Source organism: Halalkalibacterium halodurans (assembly GCF_004376175.1).
GTDB lineage: Bacteria > Bacillota > Bacilli > Bacillales > Bacillaceae_D > Halalkalibacterium > Halalkalibacterium halodurans.
Genome location: NZ_SNUY01000085.1, coordinates 1 through 12,945 on the forward strand (window position 1 = coordinate 1; position 12,945 = coordinate 12,945).

General features: G+C 44.3%; 11 protein-coding genes, 1 pseudogene and 1 other annotated feature. Of the genes and pseudogenes, 4 read left to right on the forward strand and 8 right to left on the reverse strand.

Annotated elements, in window-relative coordinates; genetic code table 11:
• Positions 1-337 precede the first annotated feature (337 nt).
• Complete coding sequence (locus E2L07_RS18700) at positions 338-1,657, reverse strand: polysaccharide biosynthesis protein (RefSeq protein WP_053432538.1); 1,320 nt, start codon at positions 1,655-1,657, stop codon at positions 338-340.
• A gap of 154 nt (positions 1,658-1,811) precedes the next feature.
• Here E2L07_RS18700 and E2L07_RS18705 point away from each other — a divergent pair, with 154 nt between their 5' ends.
• Complete coding sequence (locus tag E2L07_RS18705) at positions 1,812-2,519, forward strand: class I SAM-dependent methyltransferase (RefSeq protein ID WP_166740124.1); 708 nt, start codon at positions 1,812-1,814, stop codon at positions 2,517-2,519.
• A gap of 84 nt (positions 2,520-2,603) precedes the next feature.
• On the opposite strand, the gene E2L07_RS18710 is transcribed toward E2L07_RS18705, so the two are convergent.
• The 3 genes from E2L07_RS18710 to E2L07_RS18720 form a co-directional block, all read right to left on the reverse strand.
• Complete coding sequence (locus E2L07_RS18710) at positions 2,604-4,379, reverse strand: ABC transporter ATP-binding protein (protein ID WP_134230326.1); 1,776 nt, start codon at positions 4,377-4,379, stop codon at positions 2,604-2,606.
• 55 nt (positions 4,380-4,434) lie between these two features.
• Positions 4,435-4,947 carry an NUDIX hydrolase gene (locus tag E2L07_RS18715; RefSeq protein ID WP_134230327.1) on the reverse strand — a complete coding sequence of 171 codons (513 nt, stop codon included), beginning with the start codon at positions 4,945-4,947 and terminating at the stop codon, positions 4,435-4,437.
• Positions 4,948-5,017: 70 nt separating this feature from the next.
• Complete coding sequence (locus tag E2L07_RS18720; protein WP_134230328.1) at positions 5,018-5,521, reverse strand: L,D-transpeptidase family protein; 504 nt, start codon at positions 5,519-5,521, stop codon at positions 5,018-5,020.
• Positions 5,522-5,746: 225 nt separating this feature from the next.
• On the opposite strand from E2L07_RS18720, the pseudogene E2L07_RS18725 reads away from it, so the two are divergent.
• Positions 5,747-6,538: pseudogene (locus tag E2L07_RS18725) on the forward strand (N-acetylmuramoyl-L-alanine amidase).
• 279 nt (positions 6,539-6,817) lie between these two features.
• Here E2L07_RS18725 and E2L07_RS18730 read toward each other — a convergent pair.
• From E2L07_RS18730 to E2L07_RS18740, 3 genes are all read right to left on the reverse strand, one after another.
• The gene (locus tag E2L07_RS18730; protein WP_063210481.1) at positions 6,818-8,020 is read right to left on the reverse strand and encodes a transposase; all 1,203 of its coding nucleotides are present in this window, start codon (positions 8,018-8,020) and stop codon (positions 6,818-6,820) included.
• 91 nt (positions 8,021-8,111) lie between these two features.
• Positions 8,112-8,501, reverse strand: a complete 390-nt coding sequence (locus E2L07_RS18735) for a hypothetical protein (protein WP_134230329.1) — start codon at positions 8,499-8,501, stop codon at positions 8,112-8,114.
• Complete coding sequence (locus E2L07_RS18740; protein WP_134230330.1) at positions 8,498-9,175, reverse strand: hypothetical protein; 678 nt, start codon at positions 9,173-9,175, stop codon at positions 8,498-8,500. The genes E2L07_RS18735 and E2L07_RS18740 overlap by 4 nt, the downstream gene beginning before the upstream one ends.
• A gap of 120 nt (positions 9,176-9,295) precedes the next feature.
• Positions 9,296-9,568: a binding site (T-box leader), on the forward strand.
• A 60-nt stretch (positions 9,569-9,628) separates the two neighbouring features.
• Between E2L07_RS18740 and E2L07_RS18745 the strand changes: the two genes are divergently transcribed.
• Positions 9,629-10,870: an MFS transporter gene (locus tag E2L07_RS18745; RefSeq protein ID WP_420897821.1), complete on the forward strand. Its 1,242-nt coding sequence runs from the start codon at positions 9,629-9,631 to the stop codon at positions 10,868-10,870.
• A gap of 37 nt (positions 10,871-10,907) precedes the next feature.
• Here the strand turns inward: E2L07_RS18745 and E2L07_RS18750 are convergent, their stop codons facing one another.
• Positions 10,908-11,234 carry an L-rhamnose mutarotase gene (locus E2L07_RS18750; protein ID WP_134230332.1) on the reverse strand — a complete coding sequence of 109 codons (327 nt, stop codon included), beginning with the start codon at positions 11,232-11,234 and terminating at the stop codon, positions 10,908-10,910.
• A gap of 316 nt (positions 11,235-11,550) precedes the next feature.
• Here E2L07_RS18750 and E2L07_RS18755 point away from each other — a divergent pair, with 316 nt between their 5' ends.
• A complete protein-coding gene (locus E2L07_RS18755) occupies positions 11,551-12,891 on the forward strand; it encodes an ISLre2 family transposase (RefSeq protein ID WP_243854882.1) in 1,341 nt (446 codons plus the stop codon).
• Positions 12,892-12,945: the final 54 nt, after the last annotated feature.

Below are 12,945 nucleotides of genomic sequence, written 5' to 3' on the forward strand. Positions count from 1 at the left end.
AAGATTTTTTCTGGAAAGTACTTCAGCGGATTCAACAGCTAAAGCTAGGATAAAATCGAAAAATCCTGTTTTTTAAAACACGATTTAAGACCAAGGGAGAAGTATGCCCAAAAACAGGCATTTTTCCACTCCTCATTCTAGAAAGATGCTTTTCAGAAGAAAATAACCATGATTCTTTCAAAGGGATCGGGAATCTAATCGTTTTTGGCCTAAAACCCTGATTTATGTTCGAGGTATGAATAATTCAGGTTACATATCATTTAACATTTTTTCAAAAATCATCATTCCTCTAAGGTATGAAAAAGCTTGCCAACGTCGGCAAGCCAATCGGTTCATTTTAAGCTCTGGATAATTTCCAGCTTTGGGGTTCTTGCATTTTGTAGCGAATCGTAAGTAAATGCATGAGCGTCAACATGACGACACCTGTATTCATACCGATAATGATTCCGTCCATTTGTAGTTGTGGCATCGATCCGAGCACATACATGAGCACGTAAGAAACAACTGTGGCCCAAACCGAATGGTAAAACGCATCCTTCATCATCCCAAGACCGATTAAAAAGGCTTGCATCGGAATGACGAAAAAGTGAAAGAAGAAATATGGAACGAGAAGTTGCAAGTAGACAGCCGCAGGTGAGGCTTCAAAAAACAAACTTGTCAGCTCGTTGGCGAAAAAATAAAACACGAGCACCGATGGGACTGCATACACAAACGTTCCGAGCATCACATTCGTTAAAAGCCGTTGCAGCCGATCCATGTCACCCTTCGAATAGGCTTCTGCCACCGTTGGGATTAAAACCGTCAGCAGTGAGTGGGCAATAAAGCCTGGGAAAAACCCGATCGTAAACGCCACTCCCGCTAACTTCCCATATTGAATGATCGCGGTGCTTTCCATCAACCCCGCATTCATGAGAGCGATTTTAATGAGAAAGGGCTTTATCGCAAAAGATGCCGCATGGAAAATTCGCAGCCCCGTTGTCGGGAGAGACACCGCTAATAAGGCTCGACGAACATCAGGCTGACTGATTGACTTGGTGGACGTTCCTTTCATTTTTTTCATACCGACGAAAAAATAAATAAGTAAAAACAGCAACACGACTAACTCTGTGGCAACCACGGTACATAGGGCAATAAAAATCGCCACTTCCGTATCAAATAAAAATAGTTGAAAGACAACAAGCAGTAACAAAAGCTGGACCGATCGCCGTAAAAAGTTAGCGATTGCGATTTTCCCCATATGCTGGGCACCCATAAAATAACCACGGGCAACCGAGGAAAAGGAAACAATAGGTATGAGCAACAGCAACAGCCAACGAACGGCTGGATGATAGGACTCAAAGACGGAGAGGAGCGGAAAGATAACAATCGCGGCCACAAGAAAGATGACCGTCATCATCGTCGCAAACTTCAATGTTTGCTGAAGCATGCTGCGATGATAGCCCTCCTCTTTTTCTGCGACAAACTTAGATACAGAAATGGGCAGCTCCATGCTTGCGATAACGACGAGGAAAACGATTGTCGGCAACAGTGCCATGTAATGACCGAGTCCTTCCTCTCCAAGCTCCCTTGCCAAAACCATATTGATAAGAAATTCTAAGCATTCGCTAATAAATGCGGCTGCAATAAGGAGCGCCGCACCCCTTACAAACATATTCATCCGCATATCCCCTTTTACTGTCTGTCCTCACTATATGTATGAGACAAGTCTAGGGAATATTTATATCTTTCGTTTTAATGAAGAAAGACCTCCATCACGTTCACCTATAAGTCCCATATACTATGACAACGAAAATATGGAAGGAGAAGGGGTCATGTCTTACTTAGAATTACTTGCTACGCTCGGGATCGGGAGCGCCCACCCAGGTGGATTTGCGTTAACAAAACAATTACTAGCTCACGAGAAACTTACGAATGAAAGCCGATTACTCGACATCGGCTGCGGGACAGGAAAAACGTTGGAGTACATTCAACAGATGTATGACTGTGAGCTTAACGGTGTGGATATACATCCAGTCATGGTCGAAAAAGCGAAGCAGCGTTTTCAAGAAAAAGAGCTGAACATTCCGATTCAACAAGGGAACGTGGAGCAGCTTACATTCGAGGACAACACCTTTGACTTTATCCTTTCCGAATCAGTGCTGTTTTTCACTTCGATGAATCGAGCGCTGTCAGAATGCGCCCGGGTACTAAAGAAAACGGGCAGCTTGCTTGGGATTGAAATGATGGCGCTCAAGCCACTAGATGTGTTTACTAGCGAAGAACTAACGAAGGTGTATGGCGTCAACCATTTACCGACGGAGAAGGAGTGGATGACCACTCTGACGAACAATGGCTTTTCTCACATGGATGTCCTCAAGCGGGGTAACGTCCAAGAAGCACGGCCCGACGAAAGCGAAGCACCTGACTGGATGCCCTCGGCGATCGATGACGAGCTCTTCTCCACCTTGCAACAGCATCAAGCCTTTTTGGACATCCACGGAAGCTCAATTGGGTATTTCGTGTTTAGAGCTAAGAAGTGAAGCGTGAAGCCTTATACTGGAAGCCGTTATAGAGGTAAACCGTTTGTTGGAAAAATGACAATACCTTGCCTTAGGTTGCTTAATCTAAGGCTGCTTCCTTATGAGGGATACTTGGTAAATAATCTCCCCTAATTTTTTAGTAAAGTGTGAACGTACCTTTCCATATTGGGATTCATACAGCCTTTGATAGAGACTTGATGTTCGTAGAAGCTCCTCGTGTTGACCGTGAGCCGCCACCTTGCCGTCCTCTAAAAGAAGGATGGCATCCGCCTCAATGGCCGTGCTCAATTTTTGTGTCACGATTAAAACGGTCGCCTGATAGGAAGCTAGCTCTCGTAACAATTCTGATTCTGTTTTCACATCGAGGGCACTCGTACAGTCATCGAAAAGTAAAATCACGGGCTTACGTACGAGCGCCCTGGCGATCGACATGCGCTGCTTCTGTCCGCCTGATAGGTTGATCCCTTTTTGCCCAATCTTCGTATCCAATTGATTCGGCATTGCCATGATCGTCTCATGGATTTGAGCTGCCTTAGCCGCCTGCTTAATATCCTCTTGGGTAGCGTCCTCTTTTCCAAACGCAAGATTGTCACGAACGGATCCAGAGAAAAGTAACACTTCTTGAGGAACATAGCCAATTTCTTGGCGAAGTCGACTGATTCCGATATCTTGCACATCCTTGCCATCGATCCTAATCGCTCCAGCCGTAGGATCATATAATCGGAGGATCAATTGTAGCAACGTTGATTTTCCAGCGCCTGTAGCCCCTAACACCGCCAACGTCTCCCCTCGCTTCACCGAGAAGGAAACATCGGAGAGGACAGCGACAGGTGAACCTGGGTAGTGAAACGAAAGACGGTCAAAAGTAATCTCACCATTGATTCTCGTCTCTTCATTCTTTCCATTCTCCCGCCCTTCACTCTCTTCTGAAAGAATCTCCTTCACCCGCTTCGTTGAGGCCTCCGCGCGAGAAAAGATGATCACAATCATTGAAAATAAGCTTAACGCTGAGGTGATTCGTGTCCCATAATTAATGATCGCTACCACTTCACCGACCTGTGCTGTACCCGTTTGCACATCGAAGCTTCCAAACCATAGCACCGCCATGATCGCCACATTCATAAGTAACAGCAAAAGTGGCATCGTCACTTCCATCCAACGCAAAGCCGTAACCGTTTGTTTTCTCAATTCGTCATTAGCGGTAACAAATCGCTTTCCTTCATGGGTCCGGCGGACAAACGCTCGAATCAGCCGCATTCCAATTAAGTTTTCACGCGTCACTTGATTGACACGGTCTAATCGCTCTTGAACACGGCGAAAAAGGACGGCCCCTTTTCGCATCATGAACACCATAAAAAGAATAAGAGCCGGGATGAGAACTAGGAAGAAGGAGGCGAGCTTCGGATTCACGATAATAGCCATCACCGTCCCTCCAAAGACAAGGAGAGGGGCTCGCAGCATAATCCTTAAACTCATAAATATCGTATTTTGGATTTGGGTCACGTCATTTGTCAATCGAGTAATCAGCGATGACGTCGGATAACGATGTAAGATCGAAAGAGAAAAAGAGTGTACTTTTTCATATAACTCGCTCCTTAGATCGTGTCCGATGCTTTGACTAGCATGAGCGGCATAAAAAGAGTTGACGATGCCTGCTACAAATGCAAGTAAAGAAAGCCCAATCATGATGCTCCCCCAACGGACGACCATGGAAAGATCAGCCTGCATAATCCCGTCATCAATGATCCGTGCCAAAAGCAAAGGCAACGTCAGTTCTACAGTGAGTTCCACAAACATTAGGATCAATGCAACAACAACAGGAAATCGATAACGTTTTAAAAAGAAATAGATTGTCGCCATAGCATCCCCTCAACTATCGATAGAAGCCATTCTTTAGCTACACGAAAGATATGTACTATTTTACCATACGTTGCGGGAGCAAGCCGCGAATCATGGCTTGGCAAACAGCGAAAGCAAGCTCACCATCTTGAAGCGTCCCGTCTTTTAACTTTTGTAGACAGTCATCGACAGATAGCTGAACGAGTTCAATTTTTTCATGGCTTTCAAGAGACGGATCCCTTACGAAGCGAACTTGATTTGTATAAAACACATGGGTGATTTCATTTGTCAGCCATGGAGCGAGAAAACACCCTCCAAGATATTGCACTTCGCCACATTCATAGCCTGTTTCCTCTAACATTTCACGTCTAACAGCCTCTTCCAAGCTCTCTCCCGTTTTTACCCCACCTCCTGGCAGTTGAATAATCTCGCGACCCAGCGCAGGACGAAATTGTTTAATCAAGACAAAATGCTCGCCGTTCTGAGCAAGTATGACGACAGACTCATGGTCATACACGTGAATAAAATGGCGCCCATATTCATCACGATGAAGGGAAAATTCCTCTTCTTTAAAGCGAAGCTCATGCATACCTTCTCTGTCTCCTCTCTTGTCCTATATGTAATCTTAGTAAAAACCAGAAAGCATTGCCCTCTGGTTTCTATGGCTGGATAAAAACCGGTGTACCAATTGGAACCATTCGTGCTAATTCTTCCACATCTTCATTGTACATCCGAATGCATCCTCTTGAAACCGCTCGACCGATTGAAGCCGGGTCATTTGTCCCGTGAATTCCGTAGTGCTGTTTCGATAACGACATCCACATCGTACCAAACGGCCCCCCTGGGTTCGGTGCTTTGTTAATGATAATAAATTCTCCCACAGGGGTTTCATGGAGAATTCGTCCAACGGCAATCGGATATACTTTCACCACTTCTCCAGCTGGCTGTGTTCGCAACGTTAACGTTCGTCTATTCGTTGATACGTCAATTCGATAAGGGAGTTGGGTCGGATCAGGGAACCCTGGAATTGTCAAACGTTGCCCAACAAAAATCCGATTCGGATCGATGAGCTGATTCGCCTGAATAATCGATTGGGCTGGCGTACGATAATCGAGAGCTATTTGTGCGATCGTCTCTCCCAGCTTGACAATATGTTGATACACCTCTACACCTCCTCCCCATTTCTATCCTATTGTACGTTATGCGAATAGAGTGAAGTTGCGCCCATGTTCGTGTAATTTTTCTCTGAGATCCGTTCAGTTGATCATTTTATTTAAAGAAACTAAGGCGTTTTATTATTTTGTTTATAACCAGTTAAGCGAATGCCGTGCCCTTTATAGTCAAACTTCATACCGTAATAGAGAAACTTGACTAAGAGGTGATCATGCTTGGCTAAAATTTTTATAGACCCAGGACACGGTGGCTCCGATCCTGGTGCAGTCGCCAATGGGCTCCAGGAGAAAAATCTCACGTTGGCCATTGCAAGACACATTCGTGAGATATTGCTCAATGAGTATCAAAATGTAGAGGTTCGCATGAGCCGTGATCGTGACGTTAGTGTGAGCCTAAACGAGCGAGCCAATATGGCCAATCGTTGGGGCGCTGATTTTTTCTTGTCGATTCATAATAATGCAGGAGGCGGCACAGGATTCGAATCATTTATTCATTCTAGTCGCCCTATGCGCACACGTCAGTTGCAACAAACGATTCATCGCGCAATCGTTCAACAACTTAATGTTCGTGATCGCGGACAAAAGTCAGCAAATTTTGCCGTGTTAAGACTGTCTCGAATGCCTGCCCTACTCACCGAAAATCTTTTTGTTGATAACGCCAATGATGCTGCCCTGTTGCGCCGAGCTTCCGTTCTACAGCTAATTGCCCGCGGTCATGTCAACGGTCTAGCAAGTGCCTTTAACCTCAGACGAAATCAAGTTTATCCTCCACCACCGAGCTAAAACAATGGAGCCCTTTTTAAAGTTCAGTCAGGTGCTTTTGCGAATCGGTCGAATGCTTTAAGGTTAAGAGATCGATTGCAAAATGATGGGATCACGCCATTTGTCTTTCAAGAAGGCGGCCTCTGGAAAGTACAAGTAGGTGCTTTTGCCAACCGAGCGAATGCTGAAGCATTTGCACGCCGGCTTCGTAACTTAGGCTATGATGCAGCGATCATTCGTGGTTGAACGGATCAAACCAATTGGACATGAAAGATAAAGCCGGGACAACAGCTCCCGGCTTCCTCTTACTTGTAGTGTTCATTCTTCATGATAGAAACGGATTTCTTCGATTTTTTCCATCTTTTCTTCCTCCCATTCAATTGAGCATTTTGCAAAATTAGATTTTTGGGATAAAAGTATAAAAAATAAAGCACTCGACAAATAGCTACCAGCATGTTATTTTACAAAATATTACAATAATCTTGTTTTCGGGCATACCTACAGAATTTTTCACATTGAATTTTTTTAAGCGGCTTTCTTCCCTTTATTTTCCTTTGCCATCGCTAGCGCTGAAACAAGTAATACAATAGCGTTCAGGTAAATATGGGTCTTTACTTTTTCAATTCCCCATACATGTAGGGAGTTCGCCGTAAGGTAGCTTTTCATTCTTGAATTACAGCGTTCTACACTTGTCCTCTCGTTGTAAAGCTCTTTCCAACGTTTTGTATCACGGTGCGGATTGGAATATCGGCGCACATCCTTTTTGATGTCGACTTTTACCACCATTCCATAGTTGGAAGATGAACAGGCTGCCATTCCTAATGGGCAATCCACTTTGCCGGTTGCGTGAGGACATCTGAACTTGAGCTGGTCCTTATCAGCTCCCCAATAAGTCATTTCATAACCCATGGAACAACGCGGAGTTCCATTGGAAGAAATCCCTTCAGGAGGCTCTTTTTCGTTGCGCAAATTGAGCGGGATAATGGCTTGCGCTCCAATGTTTTTGGCTGATTCATAGTTTTTTAGTTGGTCATATCCGCCATCCATGATCAGAAATTCAATTTTGGATTTGGTACGCTCTGCCACTTGCTCTATTAATTCTGGTGCGACTTCTCCATCGTTCACATGGGCAGGGGTTACTTTTATGGCCATTGGCAGTTCGCTTGCGGTATCGACTGAAAGATGCATCTTATAGCCAAACCAGGTAATTTTATTGCCGAAGGAATCATATTTTGCGCCCCAATTGGCATTACCCGTTTGTTCACTACGCTTTTTGGGCTGTTTCTTTTCATAGGCATCAATGGCGGCACTGTCGATGGCCTGGTGGCTGCCGTCAATTATTCCTTCCTCCTGAGCTAACTGTACCAAGTCAAGGAAGATCTTTTCAGCCAGCTTTTTTTTGGTAAGTGCCGCAAAAACCCGGCTGAGAGTGGAGATAGACGGTGCGGGGCGATCAATCGATAAACCGCATTGATAACGGAAACGAAGGTCTTTATCCAATCGATGATGAAGGGCGGTAAAGGTGTCGATGCCTTCGAGTGGGGCAGCGATGAGAGCCCTTAGAATCCCTTCTCTGGAATGACCGTCAGCCCCTCGGGGTGAAGAACTTCTCAACTGTTTAGCATAAGGGCGTAAATCAAGCGAGCTAAAAAAGATAGGTAATTTCTCTTTTGACTCTAATTTTTGCAGTTCTTCAAAGGAAAATAGGCTTTCTTGTAGAATATACAAAGTGACTTCCTCCTTTTGAATTTTTGTGGTTTCGTCACTTCAAAAATTCTACATTTTAGGGGTGAAGTCCTTTTTTATGTCTTTGAAATCCTTATGGCTCTTGGGTCAAAAAATATGCAAAATGCTCAATTATAAAAGTTACTTCATCATTTACATATAACAGCCCTAGGAATCCGTGATTCTCATAGTCACGTTTTAAGACATCGTCAGCCTGGATGCTTCCAACAGGTGCTTCAACAGGATGGGAATCATAGGTGGATGAGATTGGTGAATATATGGTGACCCTCTCGATGTCAGTAGCAGGTCCGATGTATTGAAAGGCAGTGGTAGCTTTTTCCGATTCCGTATCTTCCGCTTCTATGATAAGCTCGCCACGCCAATTTTCACTTTCGCTATAAAACGTCAGCGGCTTTTCCTCATGGTGGTGACACCCTATGACTATCAATAGAAAAAAGATCCAAACTGTATACTTCCCTTTCATGAATGAAGCCCCTCTCCCTTAGACATTTTGTTTCGAATGCACGCGATTTCTTCGAGTACACTTTGCGTCGATGTCACTTTAAAGTCGTTCGGGATCGACGTTCCCGTTGGCTCCCTGTAGGAATAAGCCTTTCGCTCATCGTCAAAAACGAAGCCAAGCGTCTCTAATCGATGCTTGAACGATTCTGGCCACAACTGATCATCCCTTCGGTGTTTGAAGTACTCCGTTGGATAAATCCACACTTCTTCATCACTCGCACTTGTATGCAAAATAAACAAATCTTGTTCTCCTTTGACGAGCCATTGACCTTTTGAATAAAGGGCTAAACCCTTTCCCTCTAAGCTAGAAATTCCGTATAAATTGATTCCGAAAATGTCATTAATGAGCTCGCGAATACGTTCAGGTGATCTTTCCCCCGTACTGTTCAAGTATTCTATTAAAAACTCAACCTTTGACAATATGTGGACAGCCTCTCTTGAGTAACGAGAATTAGCCATTAACAAATCAGTCACAAGCGTTTCCCGATACCGAGCTTGTTTTCCAACGTTTTTATCCGAGACTACCTGCAAATCTATTCCATAAATTTCGATCACAAGCTTTCGCACTTGCTCGCCGATGTTTTTGGGCGAGAGCTCGGCCAAGCGTTGATCTAACCGTTCAACCCTACTTGCCAACGCACGACACCTCCTTCATTAGAAACTTTTCCACGTTCTCATAAAAAATCCCTTCTCAGCAAATGATTGAAAAAAATCCTTTACACTGGTTTCATGCCATGCTAATATGCTCCTCAAACCTAACACGCGATGAAGAGAAGAGTACATACATCCCTTTCCTGACAGAAAGCCTGTAGTTGCTGAGAACGGGTAGGAGAGCTGTATGGAAGCAAGACTCTGAGCGGCACATCGGAACAACCCTACGCCGGCCGGCAAGCATTTAATCCAAAGGTTGGGATGGTGTGACAGGAGCTCCTGTTATCTAGCAATGTATAGGCGCACTATACACATGAGGTTCATATCGTGATATATGGACGAACTGGGGTGGCACCACGACAAGTGATCGTCCCCAAGACTTTTATCAGTCTTGGGGACGTTTTTTTGTTCATAACGCGGTAAGGAGGAAAAAGGATGATGCGTTTTTCTTTGGATAATTGGAAATATCCAATGATTTTACTGTTTAGTATCGGCATTTCATCTATAGGTGTGTGGGTGTACTTCATTGCCCTGAATTTGATCGTCTTCCAAATGACAGGCTCTGCCCTTGCAGTGGCTGCCTTATATCTCATCAGACCGCTCGCGACAATCGTTACGAACTGGTGGTGTGGGAGCGTAATCGACCGAATGAATAAGAAGCGACTTATGATCGGCCTAGACGTAATCCAAGGTGCGCTTATCACCCTTCTTGCGATCGCTTCTTCGTCATTGTGGCTGATCTATGTACTTGTCTTTTTCATTCATATGGCCGCGTCGGTTTATCATCCTACGTCGATGAGTTACATTACTCGGTTAATCCCAGCCCACCAACGGCAACGGTTTAACTCGCTTAGGAGTTTACTTGATTCAGGGGCATTTTTTATCGGCCCTGCCATTACAGGCGTTTTGTTTCTTATCGGAACACCCGTCTATGCGATTATTATTAATGCTGGTGCTCTTTTCTTTTCTGCCGTTGTTACATGCTTCATGCCGAATGTGGAAAAGGAGCAAAAGCAGAAAAAGGTGAAGAAAATGTCGCTCCATCTATTAAAAGACGATTGGCGTTTCGTCATGAGCTTCAGCCGAATGCATGTTTACGTGATATCCGTGTACGTTCTCTTCAGCGGCTTTATTGTCATGCAAACAGCGATTGACTCCCTAGAGGTTGCTTTTTCAAAGGAAGTTCTTCTCTTAACTGATAGTGAGTATGGATTCCTCGTTAGTCTCGCCGAGGCTGGAATCTTAGTCGGCTCATTTTTGAACGTGGCTTTTGCGAAAAAATGGGGCATCTCCTATTTAATTGGTATTGGCTCTGTGTTTGTGGCCGTGGGCTATCTTATTTTTGCATTTTCGTCTAGCTTTGTCATCGCATCCGTTGGTGTATTCGTTCTAGCCCTTGCAAATGCTTTTGCCAACACCGGCTTTATGACCTTCTACCAAAACAACATCCCGGTGGAGGTCATGGGGCGGATCGCTAGCCTATATGGCCTTGTGGAAGCAGCCCTTATCATCGCAATGACGACGACCTTCGCTGTGTCGGCTCAGTTCTTTTCAGTTAAGCTCGTCGTTGCATCTGGAGCCATCCTAACCCTTTTCCTGACTTTGGTCCTCTGCGCGATCAATTTGTTTCCTGGAAAACAGGCTTATTATGTTGGGGCTCCTATTGAAGAAAAAGGATAGGAAAAAGGCAGATCTATTTCTGCCTTTCTCCTCTGTTTTACGGTAAATAAAACACTTCTCGTAACGGCTTAATCGGGTTAGACTCCTTAAAATCAAACGAACCTTCGACCATCTTTGACGTGAGGTCATTCCATTTTTGACACACTTCGCTTTCGGCGATGTAAGCAAAAGCTGCGTCTACATCATCACATTCAAAACAGTAGAAAAATTGATTGCCATTTTGAAAGATGGAGTAGTTACGAATTCCTGCTTTTGTATGTTCTGCTAACACCTCTGGCCACGGATCTACGTGCATCGCCACGTATTCTTCCAAGCACGATTCTTTAATCGTCCACATCCATGCAAACTTATTGCTCTGCTTCAACTGACACTCATCCTTTCTGTTTTTTTTATGCGTCAAGCCTAATCATATAATTGGTCCTGAATTATTCATAAAAAACCTTTAATGCCCAAATAATGCTTATCTATCAAGGTATTGAGCTAAATGGTCCATGCATGTATGAGTAAAATGTTTGTGGGAGAAGAAAAAACCTCCTCATCCAAGTAATGGAAATTTACGTTACTTGGATGAGGAGGCCACCAAGCGAAAGCGCGGTAGGGTTTAAGCAAAATGCATGAAAAAAGGGTCTCTCCTTGGTAGAATCATAGTCGACAAAAACCCGATTCAAAGGAGAAACCCTATGCAAAAGAATAACACAGAATACCCAACTTTAAAAGAACTTGAACAGCTAGTTTGGAGGAAGTTACAGGAAACCTTCTCAAGTGTGATGACCTGCATACTAGAGGAATATGACGAAGAAATTATGCAACAACGTGATAAGCAACGCTTCCATTATAAAGATAAACGGCCTCTAAAAATAGACAGTTTATTTGGTGAGATTGAGCTGAAGCGTTCCTACTATCGAGATCGTGAAACAGGGAAATATGTTTATCTCCTTGACCAGTACCTGCAATTTGAGGGGATAAAAGGTTTTAGCCCTTTGGTAGAAGAAGCCGCGATTGAGCTCGCTGTGACAAGTCCTTCCTACCGAAAGGCATCGAACACGCTTGAGACTCTTCTTGGTTATCGTGTCATTAGTCATGAAGCCATTCGCCAACATCTGTTAGAAGTAGAAGCGACGCAGAAAGACCGTCAGCCTATCACACATCCAGTATTGTTTATCGAGGTGGATGGACTGTATCTAAAGCGACAAGAGAAACGAATCAAAGGGAAAGAAGAGAAAATCGCAGCGGTTCATCAAGGCTGGGAGGTCAACGGAAAAAGGGTGAGTTTAAAGGAGAAGCGACATTATGTTCATCGGGGGAAAGAACCGTTTTGGGAGGGGCTTGAGACTTTTCTCATGGAGGCGTTTGACTATGATCCAGCGGTGCATCGACTTGTCATTAACGGGGATGGAGCGACTTGGATTACCGCTTGTCGAGACTATTTTCAAGGACGAGCCTTCTTCACGATTGATCGTTTCCATGTGGCACGTGATATCAGGAGACTGTTTCGAGATCACAGGCGTTATCGAGCCATGCAGAAAGCCCTCGCAAAGTATGATGGAGAAACACTTATAACAGAGCTCAACAGTGCAGTGGGAACGCTTGAGACAGAAGCGAAAGAAGAGCGTTTAGAGGCGTTGATTCATCAGCTTGAACAGTACCCCGAAGCATTGGGAGATTACAGACAATGGCTGAAAGATCAGGGGATTGATCCGACAGGGTTCCGCCCAATGGGAAGTGCTGAGGGAACCATGAGTGTTTTTGCGAAACGTTTGAAGAATGGACGAAGTTGGGTTGAAAAAGGCGCTAGTGCCATGATGACAGCGATGGTTGCGTTAATGGATAAACTCCCTCTCAAAACACTAATGGGACGTGTTGAAGAATGGACAGAGCCAAAGGAAGAACGTCCTCCCAAGTACTTTCTGGAGAAGGTCGAGAGTACAATTGGTGAAGCGACACGAAATAACATCATGTATCTCAAACAAAGAGCGAATATTCCAGTTTACCGAGCACTGAAAGACTTGAAAGGCTTTTAAAAGCCCTAAGATTCTTAACAGAGGAGAACCCTAACATTCTGAATTCGCTTACAC

What these genes read in the sequence shown, in the direction of transcription:
- E2L07_RS18715 (WP_134230327.1), bottom strand. Translation starts at nt 4,947, where the DNA reads ATGCATGAGCTTCGCTTTAAAGAAGAGGAATTTTCCCTTCATCGTGAT.
- E2L07_RS18705 (WP_166740124.1), top strand. Translation starts at nt 1,812, where the DNA reads ATGTCTTACTTAGAATTACTTGCTACGCTCGGGATCGGGAGCGCCCAC.
- E2L07_RS18700 (WP_053432538.1), bottom strand. Translation starts at nt 1,657, where the DNA reads ATGAATATGTTTGTAAGGGGTGCGGCGCTCCTTATTGCAGCCGCATTT.
- E2L07_RS18710 (WP_134230326.1), bottom strand. Translation starts at nt 4,379, where the DNA reads ATGGCGACAATCTATTTCTTTTTAAAACGTTATCGATTTCCTGTTGTT.
- E2L07_RS18735 (WP_134230329.1), bottom strand. Translation starts at nt 8,501, where the DNA reads ATGAAAGGGAAGTATACAGTTTGGATCTTTTTTCTATTGATAGTCATA.
- E2L07_RS18755 (WP_243854882.1), top strand. Translation starts at nt 11,551, where the DNA reads ATGCAAAAGAATAACACAGAATACCCAACTTTAAAAGAACTTGAACAG.
- E2L07_RS18745 (WP_420897821.1), top strand. Translation starts at nt 9,629, where the DNA reads ATGCGTTTTTCTTTGGATAATTGGAAATATCCAATGATTTTACTGTTT.